This is a genomic window from Vibrio sp. NH-7, from assembly GCF_053643215.1.
The window spans coordinates 1,250,347-1,266,007 of the sequence record NZ_CM132188.1; the positions used below are offsets into that span (position 1 = coordinate 1,250,347).

Here is a 15,661-nt window from a genome sequence, read left to right on the forward strand (position 1 = left end):
TCTCCAGCTCCACCCTATAGATAAGTTAAAACTATCGTTTAGATAAGATTAGTCAATATAGCAGGTCTTACAATCGCGACACCTACCTGAGTAAAACCCTTATATATCATAGAGGTATGATTAAATCTCACTTTTGAGAATGGTACTTTTTACTTCGAAAAAGCGTAAAACTACCATTTTATGCTTCGTTTGAAAGCAATGAGAAGTAGAACCAAGAGACCGTAAAACACCCCTCCTCCTCCACTGCTGCTTGTGGTTAACTGATCTGGAGTAACTTCCGCTTGGCTGCTGCCATGTTCGTTATTGATCAGTCTTCTTACGCCATCTTCAACCAAGACAAATGCCTTTGGTTCCACTTCACCTGCAAGCACTTGATCTATCCAACCTTGGTAATCATAAAGGTCGGTAAACACAGAGGTCACACTGTAGCGGTTGTCTCCACACAATGCAGGACCAAAGCTCGTCAACCCAACTTGGATATAATCGAGGCCGTTGTAATAATAGACTGGCCCTCCAGAATCTCCCGAACAAGTCGAATTTTGATAACCGCTCTTTTCAGGCCCACCAAAACACAAATGTTTATCGGTGATCGCACTGCCAAATTCCGCTTGGCAAGCGGATGTCGAAATATATTCCAACTCAGTTTCGAGCAATTGCCCCCCTCCGGGTTGGTTGCCTTCTATATAGCCATGGCCAACCGCAATAAACTCGCCGTTAGAGGGAAAACTGTTATTGATCGTGGTGTTGAGCAAGTATTTAAAGTCACCAACACCCAAAGCCGTTTCGAGCTTTAATATGGCAATATCGTCGCGCCATAAATCAACCGACGAGTCAGAATAGGTATCTGGGTAGTAAAACTCGACAACTCGGGCTTGAGGGCTAGATAGAAACTGGCTTTCATCTTCGAGTTGCGGCGCAACCACGGTATAGAGCATGGTTTCGTTTTGACCGTAAATACAATGCGCTGCGGTAAGTACATACTCACTATTAATAAGCGTCGCACCACAGAAGCTGCTGGTGCTATAAAGCGTGTTACTACGGTAAAACAGACTGGCAAATGTAGGATAATTAGAAATGTTGGCAGTCGTGCCATTGACGATATACGGAGTAGCTTCAAAGCTATAGGCGAACGAACTCCAAGCTGTTATCACGCTCGCCAGTAGAAATCGAACCATGATCACTTCCTCCGTTCGTAAGCATCACTCTTAAGTTTAGTTTACGAACGGGGAGAGCAAAGGTTTAATCGTGTTAGCGGCGGATTTTCTTTCTAAGAGACAATGCGCCTAGCAGCAACACAGAAAATAAGCCCAGTGAGCCGCCGCTAGAGCCAGAGGAACCGATTGAGCTCGTTGAGCTAATTTTTGGCATCGTAGTGTCATCTAAGAGCGCTGAAGATGATCTCATCACCCAACCTGTCGAAAAGTTGAACAACGAACGAACGCCTGATGATTTTCTAACTTCAAAAGTAGGATCGACTGCACCATTAACCACATTGTTGATCCAGTTTGCGTAGTCGTATACCTCCGTAAAGACCGAAGTATACGGACGGTCTTGATCCCCACAGGTCCCCGGGCCGTAGCTTGTAATACCTATCTGCTGGTATTTAAAACCGTCATACCAATAAACTGGTCCACCCGAGTCACCGTTACAGGTTGAGTTCTTGTAGCTACCTGATAGCGGGCCATCGAAACACAATTGTTTACTAGTAGAACTACAGATTCCGCTAGAGGCAAAGGTTAAACTGGTCTGCATAACAACATTCGTCGTCGTCCTTGTAATAGTTTGACCTTTATCGTTAGCAACATGGTTGGTGTAGCCTCGACCTATCGCTTTAAACGTATCGGCTCCTCGCGTGTTAGCGTAAACATCATTCGTAGTTGTGTTTAGATAGCTACTGTAGTTGCCAATAGATAGTGGTCTTTCTAGTTTAAGAATAGCAATATCATCAGGAAGGACAGGCCCCTTCGAAGGATCCAAATTGGGGCTGTAAGAGCTTTGATAGTAAATTTTCTCAACTCGTGCAGATTGGTAACCGCCATTATTGTACTTGGTTTGGTCCGCAAGACCGGGAACAACCCAAGTGTGGAGCATGGCTTCATAATCTCGATAGATACAGTGAGCCGCAGTTAACACGTGTTGAGCATCAATGATGGTACCGCCACAGTAGTTACCAAACTTCGACCCATCATGAAAATACAGACTGGTAAACGTAGGGTAATTGCCACTCAGTTCGCTGTCGGTCGTCGGGCTACCATTAATAATGTACGGGTTTACATCCCCCGCATGCACTCCAGCTGAGAGCATCACGGCAAGAACTGCAGTAAGCCTTTTCATAAAAATATCCTTTGTAAAACTACTGCCGACATCATACATATAAAAAAACCTCTCAGTCGAGAGGTTTGATACACAATTCAAATGATGCTTACAAATGCTTAACCGCGATAGTAACGCTGCGGCACAAATGGCATTTTCTCAACAGTCATTGGCAATTTTTTACCACGAACTTCGGCGAATAACTCAGTGCCAACGGCCATTAAATCCGCTCGAACGTAAGCCATGGAAACCGGCTTGCCAGCATTAGGCCCAGCCGTGCCACTGGTAACAATCCCTACTTTGTTATCATCAGCGTCGAACAGTTCAGTGCCTTCACGAACTGGGGCTTTGGTTTGGCCAACTAAACCAACACGCTTACGCGTCACATCTTTAGTCTCAATTTGTTTGAGGATGATGTCCGCACCTGGGAACCCACCTTCGCGTTCACCGCCAGTGCGACGCACTTTTTGGATGCCCCACAGAAGGCTTGCTTCAACAGGTGTTGTCGTTGTATCAAGATCATGACCATACAAACACAATCCACATTCAAGGCGCAGAGAGTCACGAGCGCCAAGGCCGATCCACTCGACTTCCTCTTCAGCTGTTAGCTTTTGTGCGAGCTCTTGTGCATGCGTGTTGGGTACAGAGATTTCGTAGCCATCTTCACCCGTATAGCCGCTGCGGCTCACGATACACTCAACACCTAAAATCTCAAGCTTCTTCACGTCCATAAATAGCATGTCTGCGACCTCTGCATTGAATCGCTTAAGGACATCTACGGCTTTAGGGCCTTGCAATGCCAGTAGTGCTCGGTCATCAATCACTTCTAGCTCTACGCCGGACGGAAGGTGGGCTTCAAGGTGGTTAATATCTTGCTCTTTACACGCCGCATTGACGACAACAAACAGATGATCCCCAAGGTTTGCCACCATAAGGTCATCCATAATGCCGCCTTGTTCATTGGTGAAGAACGCATAGCGCTGGTTGCCAACTGGTAGATCGATAATGTCTACTGGGACCAAAGACTCAAGAAACGCCGCAGCCCCTTCACCGTGCAGACGTAATTGCCCCATGTGCGATACGTCGAACAGACCCGCCGCATCACGGGTGTGCAGGTGCTCTTTTTTCACGCCGAGTTTGTATTGCACTGGCATATCGTAGCCTGCGAAAGGAACCATTTTCGCACCAGCTTCAACATGTAAAGAGTGAAGTGGTGTTTTTAGTAGATCTTGAGTCATTGTTGTCTCCGTTTAATCAGGTTCGTTTTCCACTCTAGGAAACCTTGTTTCCAATAATAAACACGAGTGGAGAATTTTTGCACCATTAACAAGTCGAGAACAGTTCAAAATGTGACATTTAACATTAAATTCACATCAACAGAAAGGAAAGAGAAGCGCCATCTTGAACCTATGTCGCTCAAGATGGCGCTATTGTACTCAGAAAAAACACAAAAGCAATCGTTTGCTTTTATTATAGGAAAACTAAGAGCACGTTACGTTATTTAGCGGTCACCCACAAAATATGTGCATCTTCTTCACTGGTAGAAATCAGCATATGGCCCATATTGGCATCATAATAGACACTGTCCCCTTCACTCATTTCCACTGGCTCATAGAACTCAGAATAAAACCGAACCGTTCCTGAAAGAATAAGCAGAAACTCTTCGCCATCATGACGCACCCAATCACCGTACTCGTCAAAGCTCCGTGCATGCACTTGGCTTTTGAACGGCATCATCTTTTTGTTAGACAGTTGAGTGGCGAGCAGTTCGTGCTCATAAGTAGGCGTTGGGTGCGGCTTTCCTTGACCGGATTTAGTGATATCCCTGCGCCCTGTTGCGACTTTTTTCCTTGGTGGTTCAAAGAGTTGTGGCATATCTATCTGCAACCCCATAGCCAACTTCTGCATCGCTTGGAAGGTAGGCGAAATCTGTTCGTTTTCAATCTTACTTAGTGTTGAACGCGCTAATCCTGTGCGTTGGCTTGCCTCTTCAAGGGTAATCCCTAACTTGCCACGTATGTCTTTGATTTTCTCGCCAAGCTTCAAAGGTTCAATGTTTTGATCGCTCGATTCCTTGGCTAACGTCAATGATGGGTATTCATCATAGATATCTTCGGGCATGCTTCCCTCTTCTTATATTCTGCTACTTCCTGTTTCATTTTCATTGTGCCCGAAGGCGATCAGAGAAAAAAGATTAGAACAAGAAATAAACCGTGCTCTCGATAACAAAATTAGAAACCTTGTTTCCAATAGGAAATTTTTGGTTGATTGTTGTTACGACAACCGCTATGTTACCAACTTGTTAGTTGTAGAGATGCTATTTCCGAATCGGTTGCTTGATAGATTTAACAATTGTTTTCGGTTTTGCCCCACGGATTGAATACTGAGTTTTGGGGCGTTAAATGTCGCTTTGCTCTTACATAGAGAAGAGCAGTACTAGAAAAAGACTGATGAGAACTACAAACCTAAATAACTATCTCATCGGCATTAATGGAAGGTCATCTACCATGAACAAAACGTACCAAAATCACAGCCTAGAGAATTTTTTCTCGACTAATCTTGCTGCTACTGACGACGCTGTGTTCGCTGGGATTCAAGCGGAAAACACACGTCAAAACGAACAAATTGAGCTGATTGCTTCTGAGAACATTGTATCTAAAGCAGTCATGCAAGCCCAAGGCACCTGCCTAACCAATAAATATGCAGAAGGTTACCCTGGCCGTCGTTACTACGGTGGCTGTGAACACGTTGATACAGTAGAGGCAATCGCTATCGAACGCGCGAAGCAACTTTTCAAGTGTGGCTACGCAAACGTTCAACCTCACTCTGGTGCGCAAGCAAATGGCGCAGTGAAACTGGCACTTCTTCAACCAGGCGACACTATTCTAGGCATGTCTCTAGATGCAGGTGGTCACCTTACCCACGGCGCTCGCCCTGCGCTTTCTGGTAAATGGTTCAACGCCGTTCAGTATGGCGTGGATCGCGACACACTAGAAATTGATTACGACGCGGTTCGAGAACTGGCTCTTGAGCACAAGCCAAAAATGATCATCGCAGGCGGTAGTGCTATTCCACGCACCATCGACTTTGCTAAGTTCCGCGAAATCGCAGACGAAGTTGATGCAATCCTAATGGTCGACATGGCGCACATTGCCGGTCTGATTGCGACAGGCGCGCACCCTAGCCCACTGCCGCATGCTCACGTTGTTACAACCACAACACATAAGACATTGCGCGGCCCACGTGGCGGTATGATTCTGACTAACCACGAAGACATCATCAAGAAAATCAACTCTGCCGTGTTCCCTGGCCTACAAGGCGGCCCATTAATGCACGTTATCGCGGCTAAAGCCGTCGCGTTTGGCGAGGCGCTCGGTCCAGAATTTTCAACTTATATTGATTCAGTGATCAACAACGCAAAAGTTCTTGCTGAAGTATTGCAAACTCGCGGGTGCGACATTGTGACCGGCGGTACAGATACTCACCTAATGTTGGTCGACCTTCGCCCTAAGGGTTTGAAGGGGAACGTGACAGAAGAAGCACTAGAACGTGCGGGGATCACATGTAATAAAAATGGCATCCCATTCGATTCAGAGAAGCCTATGATTACATCGGGCATTCGATTAGGGACGCCTGCGGGCACAAGCCGCGGCTTTGGCGCTGAAGAATTCAAACTCATCGGTAATTGGATTGGCGACGTTCTTGACGGGTTGGTAGAAAACCCAGAAGGCAACCCAGAAGTTGAACAACGCGTTCGCAAAGAAGTGAAAGCACTGTGCAATCGCTTCCCACTTTACCAATAAACAATTTAATCAAAGTTATTTTTGGAGATTAAGCAATGGACAAAACACTGAAGTTTGCAGATAGCCACGAGTGGGTACGCGATAACGGTGACGGCACAGTAACGATCGGTATTTCTGAGCATGCACAAGAAATGCTGGGTGACGTTGTATTCGTTGACCTACCAGAGGTTGAAGACGAAGTTGAAGCAGGTGAAAGCTTCTCACTGGTTGAATCTGTAAAAGCAGCGTCTGACATCTATGCACCAATCACCGGTGAAATCGTAGAAATCAACGAAGAACTAGAAGACAGCCCAGAGCTAATCAACGAAGAACCGTATGAAGGCGGTTGGATCGTGAAAGTGAAGATGTCTGATGCATCTGAACTCGACAACCTAAAAGACGCAGAAGAGTACCTAAACTCAATCGAAGACGAGTAATTAGGAAAATTAGCAAGGCTGCCCCTGTTCTCAGAGGCAGCTTTTTTTCAAAGTTCGGACGTATAAGCAATATTGTCAGTAGTGACAACCGATAACCGAACGATGGAGTAGGTAAAGGACAATGACTGAATTACTTCAAAGCCTCAGCACACAAAATGAGTTCGTTGCTCGCCACAACGGTCCAAACAAATCTGACCAACAAAAAATGTTGGAAGCGATCAACGTTGCAAACCTAGACGCGTTGATTGATGAAACAGTTCCAGCGCAAATCCGCCTAGAAAAACCAATGACACTGGCCGAAGCAAAAAGCGAAGCTGACATGTTGGTTGCCATGCGCGAATTTGCCGACCAAAACCAAATCAAACGTACGTTCATCGGCCAAGGTTACTACAACACTTTCACGCCAAACGTAATCCTGCGTAATGTGCTGGAAAATCCAGGTTGGTACACAGCATATACCCCTTATCAGCCAGAGATTTCGCAAGGCCGCCTAGAAGCACTGCTTAACTTCCAGCAAATGGTGATGGACCTAACCGCAATGGACATTGCTAACGCCTCACTGCTTGACGAAGCAACAGCAGCAGGCGAAGCAATGACGCTATGTAAGCGCGCTGGTAAGAGCAAGAGCAACGTCTTCTTTGTTGCAGATGATGTACACCCTCAAACGCTAGAAGTTGTTAAAACTCGCGCTAAGTACATCGGCTTTGACGTACAAGTCGGTTCATTAGAGTCGCTACCAGAGCAAGACGTGTTTGGTGCGCTTGTTCAGTACCCTGGTACAACCGGTGAAGTTCGCGACCTAACGGACATCATCGCTAAAGCGCAAGCTAACAAAACCCTAGTCACGGTTGCTACAGACCTACTCGCTTCAACTCTACTTAAGCCAGCAGGTGAAATGGGCGCAGATGTCGTGATCGGCTCAGCACAGCGCTTTGGCGTACCTATGGGTTACGGTGGTCCTCACGCTGCATTCATGGCAACACGTGACAAGCACAAACGTACGATGCCAGGCCGTGTTATCGGTGTTTCTATCGACTCGAACGGTAACCAAGCACTACGTATGGCGATGCAGACTCGTGAGCAGCACATCCGCCGTGAAAAAGCGACATCAAACATCTGTACCGCTCAGGCACTACTAGCAAACATGGCATCGTTCTACGCGGTTTACCACGGTGCAGAAGGCTTGCGTACTATTGCTCGTCGTACTCACCACATGACTGCTATTTTGGCTGCAGGTCTAACTAAAGCTGGCTTCGAACTCGCGCACAACAGCTTCTTCGATACCATCACTATCAATTCTGGTGAACAGACTCAAGCGCTGTACGCAAAAGCTCAAGCAGCTGACATCAACCTGCGCAAACTGCCAACTCAACTCGGTGTTAGCTTAGATGAAACAACAACCGTTGCTGACGTTGAAGCGCTATTTGCCGTATTTGGCGTAGAACAAGACGTAAACGCACTGTCATCAGAAATTGCGAGCAACGAATTTGCAGCGATTCCTGAAGCGCTTCGTCGTACTTCAAAATACCTAACGCACCCAGTATTCAACACGCACCACAGCGAAACGCAGATGATGCGTTACCTAAAACAGCTTGAGAACAAAGACTTCTCACTGACTCACGGTATGATCCCGCTAGGCAGCTGCACAATGAAGCTGAACGCCGCCGCTGAGATGATCCCAGTAACATGGCCAGAGTTTGGTTCGATTCACCCATTCGCACCAATCGAGCAAGCGGCGGGTTACTCTGCGCTAGCGAAAGATCTAAAAGAGAAGCTGTGTGAAATCACAGGCTACGATGACTTCTCACTACAGCCTAACTCAGGCGCATCAGGTGAGTACGCAGGTCTAATCGCGATTCAACGCTACCACGAGAGCCGTGGTGAAGGGCACCGTAACGTATGTTTGATCCCAAGCTCAGCGCACGGGACAAACCCTGCTACCGCTTCAATGGTTTCAATGAAAGTGGTTGTGGTTAAGTGTGATGACGATGGCAACATCGACATGACAGACCTAGCAGCGAAAATCGAAAAGCACGCGGATAACCTATCAAGCATCATGATCACTTACCCTTCTACGCACGGCGTTTACGAAGAGCAAGTGAAAGAAGTGTGTGAAATGGTTCATGCCGCTGGCGGTCAAGTTTACCTAGATGGCGCGAACATGAACGCACAGGTTGGTCTAACGTCTCCTGGTCTTATCGGCTCTGACGTTTCTCACCTTAACCTGCACAAAACCTTCTGTATTCCACACGGTGGTGGTGGTCCGGGTATGGGTCCTATCGGTGTGAAATCGCACCTAGCACCTTTCCTACCGGGTCACATCGAAAACGGTGTTGAAGGTGAAGAGTTCGCAGTATCAGCAGCAGATCTAGGCAGTGCATCTATTCTACCTATTTCTTGGGCTTACATCGCAATGATGGGTGAAGAAGGTCTCACTGAGGCGACTAAGGTAGCGATTCTAAACGCCAACTACATGATGGAGCGCCTGCGCCCTCACTACCCTGTTCTTTACCGTGGTACAAACGGCCGCGTCGCGCACGAATGTATTATCGATATTCGCCCGCTTAAAGAAGAAACAGGCATCAGTGAAGAAGATATCGCCAAGCGTCTAATGGACTACGGTTTCCATGCGCCAACCATGTCGTTCCCGGTTGCAGGTACGCTGATGGTTGAGCCAACAGAGTCAGAAGATCTAGAAGAGATCGACCGTTTCTGTGATGCAATGATCGCGATTCGTGAAGAGATCACAGCGGTTCACGAAGGTGCATGGCCATTAGACAACAACCCACTAGTGAACGCACCTCACACGCAAGTTGACCTTGCAAGTGAAGAGTGGGATCGCCCATACCCTCGCGAAATGGGTTGCTTCCCTTCTCCTGCAACTAAGCAGTGGAAATACTGGCCAACCGTGAACCGCGTAGACAACGTTTATGGTGACCGCAACTTGATCTGTTCGTGTCCAAGCATCGACAACTACGAAGAGTAATTTTTCTGGTTGATCACAGATAACCAAGTTGGAAACTTACTTAAATAGCCAAAGGCGAACCACAAGGTTCGCCTTTTTGTAATCGCTGCCGCGCCAATCTTTCCGAAGTGGCACTGTGAATTTGGTTCTTCTAAACTCAAGGCTGAGTGGATTGTTTAACAAGCCAATCTAAGGAACTATCTGTCTAGCCTAACAATAGAAGGGACAACCCTGATTGTCATCGTTTCAAAGCGAGAATCAGTAGACAGTAACAAACTAAGATTATCGATAAAATCTAATAACCGACACTTTGCACCAACAAATTGATGTGGGAAAAGTGATAATTATAACTCTACGGAAAGAATTGAATGCGCTCTTTATTAATCGTACTTGTGATGTGTATGTCCGCTTTTAATGCTTATGCCTCATCGCCTAAAACCATCAGACTTGCCTACTCTGACGTTGAATCATTTCCGTTCCAAATGGGCAACGGTAATGCAGTCGCCTCACCGCCTGGGCTATCCATCGATATCATAGAACAGGCCGCTGACACCTTGGGTGTAGAAATCGAATACGTTCGAATGCCGGGCAAAAGAGTCCTTCAGCAAATCAAAACGAATCAAGTCGATGGCGGTTTTATTTTCTCTTATAGTCCAGAACGAGCCCGGTACGCGGCTTATCCCACCAAAGATAGCCAAGCTGACAGCGCATTGCGTATCGCGACACTCGATTACTTTTTTTATCACCTTCGTGATCAATCACTGGAGTGGGACGGGATAAACCTATCGGCAAATATCACAAGTCCAATCGGAGTGCATAACGGATTTTCTATTCAGAAGGTGTTATCTGATAAAGGTATAGAAACATTGGAGATGCCGAGTACCGCTCAACTGTTCGAATTGTTGAAGAAGCGACGTGTATCGGCAGTGGCGATCCAAAGTAACATCGCCGACAGTTACATCGAAAAGAACCAATTACCCAATATCGTGAAGGTCAACCCACCAATACTCAGAAAGTACTACTATCTGATTTTCAGCCAGCGCTTCGCGGCAGAGAACCCAGAGTTAGTGGGTCAGATGTGGTCAACCATTGGTAATGTTCGCGATGAGAGCATTACAAATCATATGAACAAGTATTTGTTACGCTAAAATCGGACGTAAACGCAAAGATAAGGCAAACGTCCGAACAAACAAATCGCGCACGTAGAGAGGCGGCCTACTTCAATGGATCATTATCTGGCAGAGCACTGTGTATCCAAAGTGCCAGTCTGTGTTTGATATTTGCGCCATCCAATTTACTTTCTGGCAATGGCGTAATTTGTTTGGCATCAACTAAGAACAAGTAGATGGCTTTGACTCGAACCGGTTGAGGGGACTGCGGTAAATCAAACCCTTGCATCTTGGCCATCTTGCCACCAATTTCGAGCGCTTTTTTTACCAATTTGTCTTCATGTTGTAGTTTTGTGCTTTTCGACATCGATGGTGTCCTCTCTCTATCACTAGTCCGCTTTAGAGTACCTTAATCTCTGGTTTTGTCGTGTTAATCCAATCGCAGATTAGTGACGCACCACACAACATCACTTCGCATCGCCTAACCCATGCTGACGGTTTTGCGTTTTCTACACCCATCTGAGCAATAGATCACATTGGCCCAGTTATTTCGCCACTTTTTGCGCCAACTGAATGGACGCAGGCAAACAGGGCATACCTTGGTATCGAGGTGCGCTTTAAATCCTTTGGCAGTGGTTGATTTTCTCATCTCATGGTCGCTTTAAGATTGTTTTAATCTGTTACCGATAATGTCAGCAATGAGATCAAAAAAGCGAACCCGAAGGCTCGCTTGTGTTTATTACTCTTCGTCCGCCACCAGCAAGACACCGAGTTTTGATTGAGACATGCCGTAGCTAAAGACCTGCGCGTTACGCGTGTCAAATGTCATGATTCTTTGCGTGTCTGGAAGGTGGTGGTTACTCCACAAGTAAGACGTCAGATCGGCATCATCTGTACGTGTGTCGAAGGCGCCACGGAAAGCTTTGGTATTTAGCGCTGGCGTACGACAGGAAAATTCAGCCAAGCTCACCAACTCTTTGATATTCGGCATGCGCCATTTTTGCTTACCACCAAATTGGTGCAATTTGTGGCTCTCACTTTGGTTGATCGACACCACTTCATTTAATGCTGCCTGCCAAAACATACCTGTTGCGTTTCCCGTACAAGTCGCTTGCTCTGCATTCCATTCTTGCCCCACAGCACAGCGCATCCAGGTTAACCCTGTGACTTTGTCTTTTATGGTGCCATTGTCATTAAATTCGTAACGAATGTTCGGCGCACTTTTACTAAAATCAACATGGCACTCTTGAGCGGCCATAGAAAAAGTGGATACCAAACTTAACGCGATACCGATTGTCAGTTTTTTCATTATTTGTTCTCCGGGTATGCCACTAAACGAACCGCAAATTGATAAGAGTCGGAGTTATCCGTTGGCGTCTCGCTGGTGTATATTTCTTGCGGTGAAATCGAACCACGAGATTCACCTCGAGTTTCAATTGCATTAAAGAAGTGTCCATTCGCAGCGGCTTGATCCGAGTACTCAGAGAACGATGCGAACTTGGTCCAAATCACGCCCGTTTCGTAGTAACTCGCTTTGCTTTGCAGCGGGAAAAACTGCTTGGTAAAACCGTAGGCTTGGTTGTCTGCGTCCGTTTCTGTCTCACCGAAATCAATCAAGTTATACACTTCGTGGGAGGTCGGTAAACGCCAATTGGTAATGCCACACACCGCCTCTTTGTTTAGGTAATTCACGTACTCTTCTGTGGTACAGATGTTGTCCGTACTGCGACAACCTAAGATGTTAATGTCTTCGATGTACGGTTCAATCACTCCACTTTCTTGGTAAGCAAACAGACGATCAAAATGGCGTGGAGAGCCTGCGTTATCTAGCTTCGATTCCCAAATCAAACCACTGCGTTGATCCTGTACACACGACCACTCGGCAGCGTCTTCAGAGAGTGCTTTGCCTGACGCATCCAGCTTCATAAATTTAAAGCCGCCATCGTTTTTATCATGACCAAAGTCGGCGTCTTGACCCGGGTAATCGGCTGGTGATTGATCCACATAACCACCATCAGTTACATAAGATGTAATCCCAGTATCATTGTGATCACGGTATGCAATTTGAGATAACGTAATCTGAGAAGCGAGTTTTACCATCATCGCTTTCGCGCTTTGATCCGTTAACAACTCTTTGCCTAACGTGGTGGTCTGGTCATCAAGTTGAACCGCCAACGCAAACACTTGATCGTTTCGATTAGACTCTTCCATCGCACTGGTTAGCGTAAGAATGTTTTTTTCCAGAGTCTGAAACGCTGCGTCGTCAACTTGCTGCATGATGTCGTCTGAAGGTAAACCCAGCGCTTTAAAGTGTGATTCTACGCGAGCCACTGACCTTGCTAAGCTCTCACCAGAAGCTACGTACCCAGCCACTAGAGTCGACACCGCACTGATATCGTTGCCCGCTAATTTGTTCTGCGCCGGCGCAACCAAGATCGCGGTTTGGTTAGCAGCATCCGCGCGCGTGTTCAGCGCCGTCGAACCTGTGTCAATTTCAACCACGATTGGGTTTTCCAAAATGGCCTTGCTCGTACTGGTAATGGAGTACTGACCATTGCTGGCTGTCGTGCTTGGCTCACCTGAACCGCACACAAAGTCTTGGTTCAGGTCAGCACATACTTTTTCATTGCCTTGAATAGACTGTGCTTTCACTGTTCCGGAAAGAGTATAGGTTGGAGCACTCTCATCAGAGCCTCCTGAGCCACCGCAACCTGCTAACATCACAGCTGCGGCAAGCAAAGTAAGTTGAGTTTTCATATTGCTGCTTTCTAAATTAATGAGTGTGTTTTTGCTCACGACGCCAGAGTAATAGTCCTCCAAGAAGCCAAAGCCCCCATGAGAACGCACCTCCCCCTGTGCCGGATTTATTGTTGGTGTTGTTGTTTTCTGTACTGTCGGTCGTCTGCTCACAGCTATAACGCTCGACTGAACCGATTGCCCATTCGACCAATGTCCCGGTATCGCCTATACCGACATCGGAAACTTCCAGTCGCCAAGTGCCATTAAGCGGCTCCCCAACAAAGGATTGAAGCTGAGGATCATGTTTCGCCACCCAATAGAAACGCTTTTCACTCAGTGAATAACGGGGATTGGCGATCAATGTTTGCCTAACTCCCGATGGCGAGACGAGCTCCACCTGCAAATCGCTCATTTGTTGGTGCTGGAACTTGAGATAGACACCGAAATCTTCAGTGACCGTTTGTTTGTCATTGATGATGAAGTTAAAGCTCTTGAATCCAGCGTTGAAGGTACCGTTGCTTGCCAACGAAGCGTCTGGCAACGCGGAATTTTGAACCTTTAATGGCTGGCTAAGCTGTGGAATGCCCATAATCAGTGTGCGATTGTCGGTCCAATTGAGCATGCGTAAATCAGGGCCGTACTGGTAACCAATATTCGCATCCAGTTCAAACGGCTTGGCGCACAACGCCTCACCATCGAGCTGAATCCTTTGGTTTGCAACAGAAAACTTGTCTTGCTTAATGACTGCTTGATGGCCGCTCGAGGTCATCACCGTTCCATCAACCGAGGCTTGGCGCCCATTGGCAATCAAACGAACCGCCATCGGCTGAGCGGGATCAACGTAACGGCTGTCGACTTCAAGCACAAACGGCGCTTTCTCTAGACCATGAGTGGCGAAGTTGCGCTTGAGAATGTCGTAATACTCTTTCTCCGGATAAAGCGTCTTAGCGGTGTACAACATGCTCTCAACTAGATCGTGCATCTTCATACCGCGGCCAAGGCCAAACATCGACTCCAAGACTAGGGTATCTATTTCGGTGAACGCCTCTTCTCCGTATTTTTCGACGCCCTGCTTTAAGGTTTGGAATAAAGGTGTCGACCATAGCTCGTCCCCGAGCTCACCACCGACACTTTCGTGGGCGCGATATTCACTGGTCTCAAAATACTTCGCGCGTTGGTTCCAAAGACTGCGTGTAGAAATACGATTGCCGAAATAGCCATCCCAGTTAAATACGGTGTCAATTTCAAATTTTGAGCCTTGCTGGTGAAGCTTTCTGTAACTTGCCGAGCCTGCCCAGTAGTCAGCAAACCCTTCCGCCATGGCACCGGTGTGGCCATATGCCCAGTCAGGGACAATTTGATAATGGATGCCATGAGCAAGTTCGTGAATGACGATATCCGCATCAATCGCATCAGGTGAGCCACCAATACCAAACATTGCCGCCTTTGGGCCAAGGAAGTAGCTTGAGTTGTTGTTGGATAGCCCTCGACCATCAAACACCACAGGCTCTGTAAATAGCGAATAGCCCAGAGATTCAACATATCGCAACGATTCATCGATATGGTAAAACGCCATCACTTGAGTAAAGTCATTGCTGGCAAAGGTGAGCGTGTTTAACTCGCTGAGTTGGCTAAACTGCACAATACCTTCCGGTGCCAAAAATGACGCGCTGCCACTCTTTACCCAGGTTTTGCTATCTGGTTGATACTCTTCCAAATACTCCGCATCCACTTGCGTCACACGCGAATTCGACAAGTAGTAATGCTCACCACTTTTTAAGACTTCAACGTTGTGTTCAACAAACCTTGGGGTATTTGGGTAGTCCGCCACATCGAGCCAAGGCAGTTCTGGCGCAACATGTCTGTCCATGGTTCTCAGGTCTGGATCCACTACATTCACTGTCGCAGTGACCACCTCCCCTGAAGCCAAAGAGGGTGGATACTGGGCTTTTAAGCGGCGTGGTGATTCTAACTCAGACGCTTTTGTCGCCTCGCCGTTGCGAATAATGGTGTCGTGCAAACTCTTGAAGACACGTCGCACGATGCCATCTTTGTCGGTATGGACCACTAAGGCGCGCTGCGGTTGGTATTCGCCGTCCACTGCAATATTGAAATTGTACTGGTGACCGAGTTTGCTCTGCGTTTGATAGCGTAATGACACCGTCCCTGCCTCGGGGTAGTGGCGTTGCAAATAGTCTTGCGCCGCAACTGCGTCGCTCACCACTTGGTTGCCTGCAGGATAGTCCCACTCTCCTGCGCCAACGCCTGTAGAAATCAGCGCTGCGGCGATCAGTGAATAACGTCTCTTCATGTTCA

Annotated in this window: 13 protein-coding genes; 4 read left to right on the top strand and 9 right to left on the bottom strand. The window is 47.1% G+C overall.

Features of this window, described 5'->3' with window-relative positions; translation table 11 throughout:
• Window positions 1-170: 170 nt before the first annotated feature.
• The 4 genes from ACUALS_RS20005 to ACUALS_RS20020 all read right to left on the bottom strand — a co-directional run bounded on the left by ACUALS_RS20005 (window position 171) and on the right by ACUALS_RS20020 (window position 4,434).
• A complete protein-coding gene (locus ACUALS_RS20005; protein ID WP_454449503.1) occupies window positions 171-1,175 on the bottom strand; it encodes a S1 family peptidase in 1,005 nt (334 codons plus the stop codon).
• A gap of 73 nt (window positions 1,176-1,248) precedes the next feature.
• Window positions 1,249-2,334 (bottom strand): S1 family peptidase, encoded by a 1,086-nt coding sequence (locus ACUALS_RS20010; protein WP_454449504.1) that lies wholly within the window; start codon window positions 2,332-2,334, stop codon window positions 1,249-1,251.
• A 98-nt stretch (window positions 2,335-2,432) separates the two neighbouring features.
• The gene (gene gcvT, locus ACUALS_RS20015; protein ID WP_454449505.1) at window positions 2,433-3,551 is read right to left on the bottom strand and encodes a glycine cleavage system aminomethyltransferase GcvT; all 1,119 of its coding nucleotides are present in this window, start codon (window positions 3,549-3,551) and stop codon (window positions 2,433-2,435) included.
• 259 nt (window positions 3,552-3,810) lie between these two features.
• Window positions 3,811-4,434: a helix-turn-helix domain-containing protein gene (locus tag ACUALS_RS20020; RefSeq protein ID WP_005469700.1), complete on the bottom strand. Its 624-nt coding sequence runs from the start codon at window positions 4,432-4,434 to the stop codon at window positions 3,811-3,813.
• Window positions 4,435-4,820: 386 nt separating this feature from the next.
• On the opposite strand from ACUALS_RS20020, the gene ACUALS_RS20025 reads away from it, so the two are divergent.
• The 4 genes from ACUALS_RS20025 to ACUALS_RS20040 all read left to right on the top strand — a co-directional run bounded on the left by ACUALS_RS20025 (window position 4,821) and on the right by ACUALS_RS20040 (window position 10,645).
• The gene (locus tag ACUALS_RS20025; protein WP_005469736.1) at window positions 4,821-6,116 is read left to right on the top strand and encodes a serine hydroxymethyltransferase; all 1,296 of its coding nucleotides are present in this window, start codon (window positions 4,821-4,823) and stop codon (window positions 6,114-6,116) included.
• A gap of 35 nt (window positions 6,117-6,151) precedes the next feature.
• On the top strand, window positions 6,152-6,532 hold the full coding sequence (gene gcvH / locus ACUALS_RS20030; protein ID WP_005469554.1) for a glycine cleavage system protein GcvH: 381 nt from the start codon (window positions 6,152-6,154) through the stop codon (window positions 6,530-6,532).
• A gap of 121 nt (window positions 6,533-6,653) precedes the next feature.
• Entirely contained in the window at window positions 6,654-9,518 is a 2,865-nt protein-coding gene (gcvP, locus tag ACUALS_RS20035; RefSeq protein ID WP_334474228.1) for an aminomethyl-transferring glycine dehydrogenase, read from the top strand.
• Window positions 9,519-9,865: 347 nt separating this feature from the next.
• Entirely contained in the window at window positions 9,866-10,645 is a 780-nt protein-coding gene (locus ACUALS_RS20040; RefSeq protein WP_454449506.1) for a substrate-binding periplasmic protein, read from the top strand.
• Window positions 10,646-10,712: 67 nt separating this feature from the next.
• On the opposite strand, the gene ACUALS_RS20045 is transcribed toward ACUALS_RS20040, so the two are convergent.
• From ACUALS_RS20045 to ACUALS_RS20065, 5 genes are all read right to left on the bottom strand, one after another.
• A complete protein-coding gene (locus tag ACUALS_RS20045; protein WP_005469730.1) occupies window positions 10,713-10,973 on the bottom strand; it encodes a DUF5062 family protein in 261 nt (86 codons plus the stop codon).
• Between the two features lie 114 nt (window positions 10,974-11,087).
• Entirely contained in the window at window positions 11,088-11,255 is a 168-nt protein-coding gene (locus ACUALS_RS20050) for a DUF2256 domain-containing protein (RefSeq protein ID WP_334474230.1), read from the bottom strand.
• A 90-nt stretch (window positions 11,256-11,345) separates the two neighbouring features.
• Window positions 11,346-11,915, bottom strand: a complete 570-nt coding sequence (locus tag ACUALS_RS20055; protein ID WP_334474231.1) for an Lcl C-terminal domain-containing protein — start codon at window positions 11,913-11,915, stop codon at window positions 11,346-11,348.
• The gene (locus tag ACUALS_RS20060) at window positions 11,915-13,363 is read right to left on the bottom strand and encodes an Lcl domain-containing protein (protein WP_334474232.1); all 1,449 of its coding nucleotides are present in this window, start codon (window positions 13,361-13,363) and stop codon (window positions 11,915-11,917) included. The genes ACUALS_RS20055 and ACUALS_RS20060 overlap by 1 nt, the downstream gene beginning before the upstream one ends.
• Window positions 13,364-13,379: 16 nt before the next feature.
• On the bottom strand, window positions 13,380-15,656 hold the full coding sequence (locus ACUALS_RS20065) for a proprotein convertase P-domain-containing protein (protein WP_454449507.1): 2,277 nt from the start codon (window positions 15,654-15,656) through the stop codon (window positions 13,380-13,382).
• Window positions 15,657-15,661: the final 5 nt, after the last annotated feature.